9 protein-coding genes are annotated in these 11,834 nt (G+C 65.0%); 5 read left to right on the top strand and 4 right to left on the bottom strand.

Translation table 11 applies throughout. The features are described 5' to 3' along the window. The first annotated feature begins 41 nt into the window (after positions 1–41). From OUZ49_RS18920 to OUZ49_RS18910, 3 genes are all read left to right on the top strand, one after another. Positions 42–608 carry a hypothetical protein gene (locus OUZ49_RS18920; RefSeq protein WP_266152167.1) on the top strand — a complete coding sequence of 189 codons (567 nt, stop codon included), beginning with the start codon at positions 42–44 and terminating at the stop codon, positions 606–608. A 75-nt stretch (positions 609–683) separates the two neighbouring features. After that, a complete protein-coding gene (locus OUZ49_RS18915) occupies positions 684–2,186 on the top strand; it encodes a DNA-3-methyladenine glycosylase 2 family protein (RefSeq protein WP_266152166.1) in 1,503 nt (500 codons plus the stop codon). After that, positions 2,186–2,713, top strand: a complete 528-nt coding sequence (locus OUZ49_RS18910) for a methylated-DNA--[protein]-cysteine S-methyltransferase (RefSeq protein WP_266152203.1) — start codon at positions 2,186–2,188, stop codon at positions 2,711–2,713. The genes OUZ49_RS18915 and OUZ49_RS18910 overlap by 1 nt, the downstream gene beginning before the upstream one ends. Before the next feature lie 20 nt (positions 2,714–2,733). Here the strand turns inward: OUZ49_RS18910 and OUZ49_RS18905 are convergent, their stop codons facing one another. Beyond that, entirely contained in the window at positions 2,734–3,075 is a 342-nt protein-coding gene (locus OUZ49_RS18905) for a hypothetical protein (RefSeq protein ID WP_266152165.1), read from the bottom strand. 48 nt (positions 3,076–3,123) lie between these two features. Between OUZ49_RS18905 and OUZ49_RS18900 the strand changes: the two genes are divergently transcribed. After that, positions 3,124–4,398: an alkaline phosphatase family protein gene (locus OUZ49_RS18900; RefSeq protein ID WP_266152164.1), complete on the top strand. Its 1,275-nt coding sequence runs from the start codon at positions 3,124–3,126 to the stop codon at positions 4,396–4,398. Between the two features lie 55 nt (positions 4,399–4,453). Here the strand turns inward: OUZ49_RS18900 and OUZ49_RS18895 are convergent, their stop codons facing one another. After that, positions 4,454–5,752, bottom strand: coding sequence for an MFS transporter (locus OUZ49_RS18895; protein WP_266152163.1), 1,299 nt, complete (start codon positions 5,750–5,752; stop codon positions 4,454–4,456). 232 nt (positions 5,753–5,984) lie between these two features. Between OUZ49_RS18895 and OUZ49_RS18890 the strand changes: the two genes are divergently transcribed. Next, entirely contained in the window at positions 5,985–7,694 is a 1,710-nt protein-coding gene (locus OUZ49_RS18890) for a sensor domain-containing diguanylate cyclase (RefSeq protein ID WP_266152162.1), read from the top strand. A gap of 23 nt (positions 7,695–7,717) precedes the next feature. Here OUZ49_RS18890 and OUZ49_RS18885 read toward each other — a convergent pair whose 3' ends face one another. Then, positions 7,718–8,746: an alpha/beta hydrolase gene (locus OUZ49_RS18885; RefSeq protein WP_266152161.1), complete on the bottom strand. Its 1,029-nt coding sequence runs from the start codon at positions 8,744–8,746 to the stop codon at positions 7,718–7,720. Then, positions 8,746–11,751, bottom strand: a complete 3,006-nt coding sequence (locus tag OUZ49_RS18880) for a glycoside hydrolase domain-containing protein (protein WP_266152160.1) — start codon at positions 11,749–11,751, stop codon at positions 8,746–8,748. Before OUZ49_RS18880 ends, OUZ49_RS18885 begins: the two co-directional genes overlap by 1 nt. Between the last annotated feature and the right edge of the window lie 83 nt (positions 11,752–11,834).

Raw genomic sequence — 11,834 nt, 5'->3', positions numbered from 1 at the left:
TCCAGGTGGGCCATCGTGAATCCACATGGGAGTACACGTCCATGAGCGCGAAATACCTGATCGGACCGGTCATCGTCGTCACGGCCATGGTGAGCATCAGCGCCGGCGCCTGGGCGGCGGACAAGGCGATCCCGACGGACGCGGCGCTGATCGCGAGTGCGATGAGCGCGGCGCCAGCGGGCATCGCGAAAAACGCAACGATCGTGGTGGCGGACGAGAAAGGCGGCATGCGCACGCTGCGCGAGGGCACGAACGGCTTCACCTGCATGCCGGACAACCCGGCCACGCCAGGGCCGGACCCGATGTGCATGGATAAGAATGCGTTGGACTGGGCGAACGCCTACATGTCGCACAAGCCGCCGCCGAGCGGCAAAGTCGGCTTCATTTACATGCTGGCGGGCGGCACGGATGCGAGCAACACGGATCCGTACGCAACGAAACCGACGGCTGGCAATCATTGGATCAAGACGGGGGCGCACGTGATGATCGTGGGCGCGGAGCCGTCGTTCTACGACAACTATCCGAAAGGCGCGGACCCGGATACGAGCGCGCCGTATGTAATGTGGGCTGGCACGCCGTACCAGCACCTGATGGCGCCGATCAAATGAGCGGCCGAAAACCACGCCGGCATTGATGTCCGAAAACGGCGAGTCTGGTCACCCGATCGGTGCTAGCCTGCAGGCATGGCACCGATCCATGACCCGCAACTTCCCGATGAGCGCGCCTGCGAACAGGCTCGCCTGAGCCGCGATGCGCGCTTCGACGGCCTCTTCTTCACGGCCGTCACCAGCACGCGTATCTATTGCCGCCCGATATGCCCTGCGCCGTCGCCGAAACCGGGGAACGTGCGCTATTACGGCAGCGCGGCAGCAGCCGAAGCGGCCGGTTTTCGCCCGTGCCTGCGTTGCCGCCCGGAACTCGCGCCCGGCAATGACGCTTGGCAACGCGGTGACCACGTCATCGCGCGAACGCTGAAGCTGATGGAGGACGGCGCGCTGGAAGAGCTGTCGATGGACGCGATGGCCGCGCGCGTCGGCGTCGGCTCACGGCAGTTGCGACGCCTGTTCGTGGAGCGCCTTGGCGCGCCACCGATCAGCGTGCACACGACGCGTCGCCTGCTGTTCGCAAAACAGCTGCTGACGGAGACCGCCCTGCCCGTCACGGAAGTTGCGCTGGCGTCCGGCTTCCGTAGCCAGCGTCGATTCAATGCGGCGTTCCTGCAGGCAAACCGCATGCAGCCACGCGAACTCCGGCGCCACCCGGGTGCAGTGAGCGGCGACGCGATCACGCTACGGCTAGGCTACCGTCCGCCGTACGACTTCGAGGCGATACTCGCGTTTCTGCGCGGGCGCGCACTGCCTGGCGTGGAACTGGTGGACGAACACAGTTACGCGCGTGTGTTCGGTCCCGCCGATGCACCGGGATGGCTGCGCTTGAGCGCGTGGCCAAATGGCGAGCATGCGCTGCAGCTACAGCTGCATTGCCCGCAACCGGCGCACATGCTTGGCGTCGTCGCGAAACTTCGCCGCATGTTCGATCTGGATGCGAACCCTGGTTCGATCAGCGACACGCTGAAACAAAGTGCTGTGCTGGCGCCGTTGCTGCGCAAGCGTCCCGGTCTGCGTCTGCCAGGTGGCTGGGACGGCTTCGAAATCGCCGTGCGTGCGATTCTTGGCCAGCAAGTCAGCGTGGCCGCCGCGCGCACGCTCGCGACGCGCATCGTGCAGCGCTACGGCATGCCGCTCGCGGCGTCGCCGATACCCGGCTTGGAGCGGTTGTTTCCGAGCCCGCACGCGTTGGCCGATGTCGATCTGCGCGAGTGCGGCCTGACCACGGCACGGGCGGCAACGGTTCGTGGCGTGGCCCAGGCGCTGCTGGATGGTCGCATCGATTTTCGCAGCGAACAGCCGCTCGACACGTTCGTCGAACGCTGGGTGGCCTTGCCGGGTATTGGTGAGTGGACGGCGCACTACATGGCGATGCGCGCGTTGAGCCATCCCGACGCGTTCCCTGCGGCGGACCTGATCCTGCGCCGGGCTGCCGCCGGCGATGCCGCGGAACTGAGCACGAAGGCGCTTGCCGCACTGGCGGAAGCGTGGCGTCCCTGGCGTGCTTATGCGGTGATGCATTTGTGGCGCAGCGCCAGCGATGCGGCGAGCGCCGCACCGAAGAAGCGAGCGAGCTGATGTCATCAAACGAGCCGATCTGGTATGACGAACTGCCGAGCCCGGTCGGGATCCTGCGACTGGTGGCGGACGACAGCGGGCTGCGCGAAATCTGGTTCGAAAACGGACGTCACCAGAAAGCGCCGCATTCGCAGTGGCGGCGCGCGGCCGCACCGTTCGTGCTGGTGCGACGACAGCTGGAGGAATATTTCGCAGGCGAGCGCCAGCAGTTTGAGCTGCCGCTGCACCCGCACGGCACGGCGTTCCAGTTGAAGGTGTGGTGGGAACTGGCGCGCATCCCTTACGGCGCCACGATCAGTTACGGTCAGCTGGCACAGCGCATCGATCAACCGCTAGCCGTGCGCGCCGTCGGCGCCGCGAACGGCCGCAATCCATTGCCGATCGTGCTGCCCTGCCACCGCGTGATCGGCAGTGACGGCAGCCTTACCGGCTTCGGCGGGGGCTTGCCGACGAAGCGTTATCTGTTGGCATTGGAGAACGGCGTCGCCCACGGCGATTTGTTTGGCTCAGCACTGCGAACACGCTGACTGGGCACACGCGCAAACGGCTAGCGACCCTCATCCACCGGCGGCGTCACGGCATTCTGATACTGCCCGATCAGATTGCGCTGGGCCGGTTGATAGTGATCGTCATGCGCTTTGTCGCCCGCTTTGGCCCGCACGCTTGCCATCCGGTTTTCCGCCCGCGTCGTTGTCGCCGGCACGCGGGTGCTTTGCGCTTTGGCGGATGTTGCCGGCGGCCGACGATGACCTGCGTTTACCGCAGCCTGAGGTGACGGCGCGTCCGTTCCGCCTGTGCTCGCCTGTTGCGCACAAGCCACGCCAGCCCAGGCGAGCGTGGCGAGCAGAACAAGCGTGGTGAAACGGTAAAAAGATCGTGTAATGGTCATATGACTAGGCGATGATACGGCGTTTGATTCCATCGTACGGACCGTCGCATGAAATTCCTGTTTCGCCTGCTGCTTTGCTCGCTGATCGCGTTCAGTGCGGGTTGCGCCAATCAACCCTCACCCGCGCGCCCCGCGCCTACCGCCAGCACGGCGAAACCAGCAGTCACGCCCTTGCTGCTGATTTCCATTGATGGCTATCGCGCCGACTATATCCAGCGTGGCCTCAGCCCCGCGCTGGACGCGCTTGCGAACGACGGCGTGCATGCCGCCAGCATGCAGCCCTCGTTTCCTTCGCTGACATTCCCGAATCACTACACGATCGTGACCGGCCTGCGGCCCGATCACCACGGCATCGTGAACAACACGATGGTCGATCCGGTGCTGGGCAAATTCTCGTTGAGTGACCGCGATGCGGTCGGCGACGGCCGCTGGTGGGACCAGGGCACGCCGTTATGGATAACCGCGAGTCAGCACGGCCTCAAGAGCGCCACCATGTTCTGGCCGGGCTCCGAAGCCGGCATTCATGGCCAGCACCCGGACTTCTGGCAACCGTACGACGGCCATGTCACGCCCGACCAGCGCGTAGACCAGGTGCTGGCCTGGCTGGATCTTCCTGCCGACCAGCGCCCCAGCTTCCTCACGCTGTACTTCGATGAAGTCGATCATGCCGGCCACACGTTCGGCCCGGACACGCCGCAGGTGGACCAGGCGCTGCGCGAGACCGATGCCGCCCTCGCCCGCCTCGTGCAAGGCCTGAAGCAACGTGGCTTGTTCGACCGCGTGAACATGATCGTGCTGGCCGACCACGGCATGGCTTCCGTGCCTGCGCAGAACAGCATCCTGCTGGACAAGGTCATTCCGCTCACGCGCGTGGACGTCGTCAGCCTGGGCGTGCTGGCAGGCCTGAATCCCACGCCAGGTCATGATTTCGCGAAGATCGAAGCGCAGCTGGAGAAGCCGCAGAGGCATATGACGTGCTGGGACAAGTCACGGGTGCCCGCGCGACTCGCCTATGGCAGCAACCCGCGCGTGCCCCAGCTGCTGTGCCTGGCCGATGTTGGCTGGCGCATCACCACGACGGACTTTATCGCGAAGAAGCATGGCAAGCTCAGCCTCGGCGAGCATGGCTACGACAATGCATCGCCGCTGATGCAGGCCGTGTTTGTGGCGCACGGCCCGGCGTTCCGCGAGGGCATCAAGGTCGCCTCGTTCCCGAATGTCGACGTCTATCCGCTGATGACTCACCTGCTCGGCCTGCCCGCGGCTGCAAATGACGGCGATTACCAGGCCGTGAAGGACATGCTCAGGCCGGAAGCGCAGTAAGCGCTTCCACAGCCGTGGCGGCTCCGCCAGGCAGCGGGGCCGCTGCCGTTCCGGCTTATTGCGGCAACGGCGGCTCGGTGCCGGGGGACGGCGGACCGGGCAGCGGCGGCAGGAAGTACAGCCGCCAGGCGATCAGCAGCCCCGCGATCACCAGCGCCGCCACGAACAACGCCACGCCATTCCAGCCGTGCGACGCATAGAACAGGCCGCCACTCGCCCCTGCCAGGCTGGAGCCCATGTAGTACGAAAACAGATACATCGACGATGCCTGGGCCTTGGCATTGCCGGCGCGGCGCCCCACCCAGCTGCTCGCGATCGAGTGTCCCCCGAAGAAGCCAAACGTCACCGCCACGATACCCGCAACGATCAAGATGAGCGGACGCGTCATGGTCAGCCCCACGCCGAACAGCATCAGCGCGAACGCCGTCCACAACACTTTGCGCCGCCCCAATCGCCCGGCCAGATGTCCCATCCACGCCGAGCTGAACGTGCCGATAAGGTACACACTGAAGATCGTACCCACCACGGCCTGGCTCAGTCCGTAGGGTGGCGCCAGCAAGCGATAGCCGATGTAGTTGTAGATCGTGACGAACGCGCCCAGCAGCAGGAAGCCCTCGGCAAACAGCCACGGCAAGCCGGCGTCACGAAACGCCAGCCGGAAGCGTCCCATCAAGGCACCCAGATGCAACGGCTGCCGCATATGGTGTCGTGACGGCGGCAAGCTGCGCCAGAACACCAGGCCAGCAATCAGTCCGATCGTGCCGACGGTGGCGACGCCGACGCGCCAGCTGAAGAAATCGGCCATCACGCCGGCGACCAGGCGCCCACCCATGCCACCAATGGCATTGCCGCTGATGTACAAGCCCATGCCCAGGCCAATCGATTCCGGATGCATCTCTTCGCTGAGATAGGTCATCGCCACCGCGGGCAAGCCGCTCAGGGTCAGCCCCAGCAGGGTGCGCAGGATCAGCAGCATGTGCCAGTCCGGCACCAGGGCGGTCAACAGCACCAGCACGGCCGAGGACAGCAGCGATGCCGCCATCACCGACTTGCGTCCCCAGGCATCGGACACGCCGCCGGCAAACAGCATGGCAACCGCCAGCACGCCGGTGGTGAGCGACAAGGACAGCGATGCCGTGGCGGCACTCACGCCGTAGTCCTTGCTGAATTCCGGCATCAGCGGCTGGGTGCAATACAGCAGCCCGAACGTCGCCAAGCCCGCGGCGAACAAGGCCAGGTTGGTCTGCCTGAAGATCGGCGTGCCGTGGCGAATGAATGGTGCCGGCTCAAGCTCCGGCGGTGCTGGCCGATGTCCTGAGTGAGGCACCGATTCCACTTCGCCCTGACTTGCCATGTTGCAACCGCCTTGCCCACGTCTCGAAGTGGCAAGCATAGAACTTGCGGCGGCCGTGATCGAGGGTCACTCAAACGTCTGTTCGCATTGCAGTTTCTTACGCGCCAAATTTTTCGCCGGTAGCCTGCAAGCGGCCCGCCGAACGTGATACATAGTGCACAACGAGGTATCAGCCGATCGATCGGCTGCACTCGGGGTACCGGCAACGGGGGGCCGGACAATGGGGGGATTTATGTATCGCGGACCCATCGTGGTTTTCGTTGCATGCCTGTTCGCCGCGCTCTATGTGCTGGTGGCGCATGCGGCGCCTGCCGCGGAGCCCGGAAGCGCACTGCAGATAGCGGCGCTGCCAGCGACGACGCAAGTCGTCGATCCGGCGCAAGTCGTGCATGGCCCAATGGACGCCTTGTTCGTGCCGAGCCACTCGGCTTATACCCCCAACGCCGTCGAAAGCGAACGCTGGTATCGACTGGATACGAACGCGGACTGGCAGGGCGAGACGTCGCCGGTGCTGAGTTTCACGGGCGCGACGTACATACGGATCACGGTTTACGCGCCGCCCGACTACCAGCCGCGTGCACTGTGGTTTGCGCAAACCGAGGAGAACTCGCGCTTCTCGCGCCATCGCCTCGCGATGGAGCTGCCGCATGACCTGCACGCTGGACAGCCGATCTACGTGCAGATCGCTGCCGACAGCTTCACGCGGCAGATCAAACCCGCACTGACGGACCTGGCCAGCTACCAGTCCGAGGATCTCAACCACGTCCGCCTGACCACCATGTTTGCCAGCGTGCAGGTCACCATGATCCTGGCGGCGCTGTGCCTGTGGATGGTGCTGCGTGACCGCGTGCTAGTGTATTTCATCGGCTACACCACGTTCCAGCTGATGTTCCAGATGCTCACCAGCGGCGAGATCTACGAGCTGCCGGGCGGCAAGCTGCTGGTGCCCCTGGGTACGCACGCGCCCTGGCTGTTCGCGGCGCTGAGCACACCGCTGCTGGTCTCGTTCATCCTTGAATTCTGCGAACTGCGGCAGATCACCCCCACGGCCGCGAAGATCCTGGGCTGGATGCGCTGGCCGTTCCTGCTTGCCGCGCTGCTGCTATGCCTGCCGTTTGCCGTGCGCACGCACTTGCTGGCCAGCAGCTTCAACGTGTGGTTCATGCTGACCGAGTTGTGGACCTTGAGCACGGTCGTGCTGGCGGTGTCGCGTCACGGCCGCCAGGCCCGGTTCTTTCTGATCGCCTGGATGCCGCAGGTGATGTTTACCCTGCTGCGCCTGAGCCAGGTCCTGCTCAACCTCGACCAGCCACGCTGGCTCGAATACGGCTACCCGTTCACCATGGCGTTCGCCAGCATCGTGGTCACGATCGGTTTGGCGGATGCCTCGCTGCGCGCACGGCGCGAGCGCGACATGGCGCATCACCTCGCCGACCATGACGCGCTCACCGGCGTACTCAATCGCCGTGCCCTGGTGCGCCGCCTCAACGCCGCGATCACCGAGGCGCGCCTGCAGAAGGAACCGTTTGCGCTGTTGTTCCTGGACATGGACCACTTCAAGTCCATCAACGACCGTTTCGGGCATGCGGTCGGCGATGCCTGCCTGCGCGCCGTGGTCGTGGCGATCGCCGAAGAGCTGCGTCCAGCGGACTGGCTAGGCCGCTATGGCGGCGAGGAATTCATCGTCGGCCTGCCTGGTGCCAGCCATGACAACGCCGTGGCGATTGGCGAGCGCATCCGCAAGCGTATCGAGACCTTGCACGTCCATTCCCGCGGCACCACGCTACAGACGACAGTAAGCCTCGGTGCGGCCAGCCTCGACGGCCCCACCGACACGGCCGATGAACTGCTGGCGCGCGCCGATGCCGCGCTTTATCGCGCCAAGAGCGACGGTCGCAATCGCATCGTGTCGCATCCGCCACTCGCCGCCACGGGCACCTGAGGCGCCCGCTGGCGCCGGCTCATTCAAGGCCGGTTGGTGCCGTAGGCCCAGGTCAGGAAAACCGGCAACACGCGCTTCCAGGTGGCCTGGTTGTGTTCGCCATCAGGGAGCACATACAAGGCGACACTGGCACTGCGCGAGGGGTGCTGGAGATAGTCCATGTCCACCGCATAGCCGAGATCGCGCAGCCCGCGCAGCTGCGACCCGTCGGCTGCGCGGTAGCCGCCGACCAGATCCTGTACATCCTCGACCGCATCGATGATGCCGTTGCCATTGCGGTCATTGGTTTCCTCGCGTGCGCCCACGGAGAACCAGAAGCGCAGGTCGCGATGCCGGGTCGAGTCGTTCACCATGGCTTGCGCCAGACGCGATGATTCGATCGCCTGCGCACTGCTGCGATCGCCCGCCAACCAGAACGATGGCGAGAACGCCGCAACACGAGCGAACACCTCGGGATACTGCCAGCCCAGGTTGAACGCGTTGAGGCCACCCAGCGACCAGCCCAGCATGGTGCGCCCGCGTGCCGTTCGCTGCGTGCGGTAATGGGCATCGACATAGGGCACCAGCTGCGTCGCCAGCCAGTCGGAGTACTCGTAGGCACGACGACCGATCGGACCGATGCGCGAATCGCCGACCAGGCTGCGCTTCGCCCGGCGATCGGACAGGCCGTAAGCGGACGCACGGTCGGCAAGCATATCGATCGCGATCACGATGACCGGCTGCAGCGCATGCTCGGCATACAGCTTGTCCAGCGTCTTCTGCAAACCCACCGCGGCCATGTCCTGGCCGTCATTCGCGTATAGAACCGGGTAGCGGATGCTTGCCGACGACGTCGCGTCATAGCCCGGCGGCAGATAGACGGACACCTTGATCTTCTCCGGCGCGAACGCCGGCGCATCCAACACGAGTCGGGTGACAGGCGGCGGCGCCTGCTCGGGTGCCGGCGACGCGTCGGCAACATCAGCGCTCGCAGACGTGGCCCAGAACAACACCAGCGCCACCACCCAGGCGAGCGAACGCGCACCCTTCTTCCGTTTAATCCCGATGCGCATCATTCGACGACCAGCAACCAGCCCTTGCCGGGCTCGACGGGAACCGCATCACCCGGCTTGAACGTCGCCTGCGGCTGGAAGCCGTCGACCGCCGGCGCCACCAGGGTGACCTTGCTGGCCGAAAGACCCAGCGCATGCCAGTCGATGCTGAGCTTCACTGCGGTTTTTTCAGGCGCCCATGAAGCCAGGGCGATCAGCGTCTTTTTGCCCTTGCGCACATAACTGGTCGCCAGCACGTCGTCGCGATCGGTCTTCACCGGCGTGTCGTGCACCCACCAGCCGATCATCTCCGCCTGGGCGATGCCAAAGCCGTCCCATAGCTTCCACAGCCCGCGGGGATCGCTGCCCGGCGACCAGCCCAGCCGGTTCGTCATGCCGAACAGCATGCCGCGCCACGGGTTGCCGTCGTTCTGCAGCATCTCGCCCATCAGGCCATACGGAATGCCCGAGATCTCGGTGAGCCAATAAGCGGGCGAGGTCTTCTCGTAATCGAACTCCTCGCCGAACCACAGCCGGTCGATATAGGGAAACAGCTCCATGTAGAGCAGCGCGCTGTTGATATAGCCGTCGCGCGGGTTGTACTGGCTCGCCGAATGCAGGTCGATCAGCGGATGCGGGCGCCGCGCTTCCAGCACCTTGCGCACGCGCTTCATGGTGGTGCGATCGTATGCGACATCGTCGAGGTACAGGCCATCGATCCCGACATTGCGGGCAAGCCAGTCCAGCCCTTCGATGTAGTAGTTGTGCCAGCGGCTCTGGCCCGCATTGATCACCGCTGCATCGCGATTCTCCGGCACGTGCCATGCCGCGATGTAGTCGCCGTCCAGATGCTCCTGCAGCCACGAGAAACCGCCGCCCTTGCCGGCGCTGATCACTTCATGGCCCAGGCTTTCCAGCATGGGCAGTTCGGGCGCACGGTCGGAAAGCTCGCGTACGGTGTCATAGATCTTCACGCGCATGCCGCGCTGGTGGGCCGCATCGACATACGCACGCATCGCGCCGGCTTCGAGGAACGGGTAGTTGATCCAGGGATTGATCGGCGTGGCGTGATGGATATTCACCACGTTCGCGCCTTCGGCCTTGATTGCATCGAGATCGCCGTACTTGTGGAAGTAGCGTTCGGAGAAATGCTCGGCCGGGTTGATCGTCTTGAACGGCGTCACGCGCATCACGATGTCGTAGCGCAAGGTCTCGCCCGCCTTCATCGTGCGCGGACCACTGAACGCCTCGGCCAGGTACGCGTTTGGCTGGCTGCGCAAGCGGATGCCGCCTTGCCCCTGGTTGTCCCACGACAGGGGCATGCGCAACGGCTGCTGGTGGTAGAAATTCGTATTCAGCGGGCGCAGGTAGTGTTCGTCGCGCAAATGGAAGGCCAGGCCGGCATTCACCGTGCCGATCCAGGCGCCATCCTGGTTGTTCTGAACGTTCCACTTCCAGTCGAAAGCGGCAGGCGCGCGATCGCCTTGGCGGCCAAGGCCGAGCTGATACTTGGCCACGTCGTGATTCAGCGGAATTTCCAGCCGGATATCACGCAGCGTAGTGGCCTGTTTCGCGGTGAGGGCAATCGCATAAGTCAGCGTGCCATCCGCCTCTAGGCTGGCCTTGACCTCGCCCTGCAGCGGCCCCGCACTTCCTGCCACCTGCCAGTGCACCTTGCCGGGGCCATCGCGCTGCATCTTGGCTACCCCGGATGCGTCCAGCGCATGGTCACCCGTGCCGTCCTGCACCACCAGGCGCATGGGAGCTGCCAGCAGCGCCGTCGGTTGTTTAGCAAAGCCGGTCATGCGCTCGTCGAAGGCGCTGGTGATCTGCGCCGGCAGGCCACTGGCCGCTAGTTTCACGTCGCGCCCGAGGATGCCTAGCGTCGGCCCGTTCACGCTGATCGCGGTGAACGGCTTTACCAGCGAATCGTCCTGGGCCAGGGTGGAATTGAGCCAGCGCATGCGGGTCAGCTTGAACGGGTCGTCATCGCCATGCGCCACCGCCTGGCCCTCGCCCACCGTGATGAGCAGCGGCACTTTCTGCGCCGCCACGCCATCGGCAGCGATGGTGACTTCGCCACGGTACACATCCGCCTTGGCAGACGCCGGCACATCAAGCCCCATCCACAAGGGCTGCACTCGCCCCTGCGCCACGTCGACGCGCAACGAGAATGGCTTGCCGATTGAATCGACACCGCCGAGGTTCAAAACGGTGAATGCACTGGCAGGGATGCGCGCACCCTCAGCGCCGACCAGGTCACTGAACTCGACACGCAGGTTGTCGACCTTGCCGCGCGGGGCCCAGGCGCCTATCTGGAAGCTCAGGTATTCGCCGCGCAGCGCGCGCTCGCTCAAGCTGCCGCCCGCTCCACGCTGCGCCCAGCTTTCGGGAATGCTGTCGAACATGCGTACCGGGTTGGCCCGCGTTTCCGGGAACAGGAGCAAGGATTCGGACGGATGCGCTGCCAGCAACGCCTGCACTTGCGCCGGCGTGGCGGTTCGCTCCATCCCGGTATAGGCGTCGAAATCGTCCACGGCTTCATAGCGCAGCACGCTTGCCTGCGGCAGCTTGGCCCAGGCCTGCGCGCCACTGCCGATCTTGCGTGACCAGGCGGCCTCGGCGCTGTCCTTCGGCGTCGCATAGGTGACCGTGGGATAGTTGCTGCGACCCACGCTGACGTAGGGCTGGTAATAAATCGCGTACACACCCGCCTGCGCCGCCTGAAACACGAGTTCGCCGCTGGCGCGGTCGATGTTTCCACGCAGCACATTGCCGACCGGCTTGCCGCTTGGATCGGTGACGACGACGGCGACCTGCTCGGGGTGCGCGTCGCGGCGACGCCACGGGATCACCACATGCACCGCGGCAGCCGGCGCATCCACTTGCACCAGATACCGATGGTTGCCCAGGGTCGATGCGTCCCAGCGCAATGATGGCGGCATCTCTGGTGCTGTCGCGTTGACCCAGGACGTTGCTCCCAGCAACACGCCCGCCATGATCCATGCACTACGCCGATAACCCATCACCACCCCAGATTGCGAAAGGAAGCCGGCAACGCGCTGCAGCTTCGGATGCGCGCGCAGCTGCCGGAACCTAGGGTGTAACC

It is taken from the genome of Dyella halodurans (genome assembly GCF_026283925.1).
Lineage (GTDB): Bacteria > Pseudomonadota > Gammaproteobacteria > Xanthomonadales > Rhodanobacteraceae > Dyella > Dyella halodurans.
Note: the sequence above shows the minus strand (reverse complement) of the source record. Positions and strands in the feature narration are given on the sequence as shown.

What these genes read in the sequence shown, in the direction of transcription:
- OUZ49_RS18890 (WP_266152162.1), top strand. Translation starts at nt 5,985, where the DNA reads ATGTATCGCGGACCCATCGTGGTTTTCGTTGCATGCCTGTTCGCCGCG.
- OUZ49_RS18880 (WP_266152160.1), bottom strand. Translation starts at nt 11,751, where the DNA reads ATGGGTTATCGGCGTAGTGCATGGATCATGGCGGGCGTGTTGCTGGGA.
- OUZ49_RS18900 (WP_266152164.1), top strand. Translation starts at nt 3,124, where the DNA reads ATGAAATTCCTGTTTCGCCTGCTGCTTTGCTCGCTGATCGCGTTCAGT.
- OUZ49_RS18885 (WP_266152161.1), bottom strand. Translation starts at nt 8,746, where the DNA reads ATGCGCATCGGGATTAAACGGAAGAAGGGTGCGCGTTCGCTCGCCTGG.
- OUZ49_RS18915 (WP_266152166.1), top strand. Translation starts at nt 684, where the DNA reads ATGGCACCGATCCATGACCCGCAACTTCCCGATGAGCGCGCCTGCGAA.
- OUZ49_RS18920 (WP_266152167.1), top strand. Translation starts at nt 42, where the DNA reads ATGAGCGCGAAATACCTGATCGGACCGGTCATCGTCGTCACGGCCATG.
- OUZ49_RS18905 (WP_266152165.1), bottom strand. Translation starts at nt 3,075, where the DNA reads ATGACCATTACACGATCTTTTTACCGTTTCACCACGCTTGTTCTGCTC.
- OUZ49_RS18910 (WP_266152203.1), top strand. Translation starts at nt 2,186, where the DNA reads ATGTCATCAAACGAGCCGATCTGGTATGACGAACTGCCGAGCCCGGTC.
- OUZ49_RS18895 (WP_266152163.1), bottom strand. Translation starts at nt 5,752, where the DNA reads ATGGCAAGTCAGGGCGAAGTGGAATCGGTGCCTCACTCAGGACATCGG.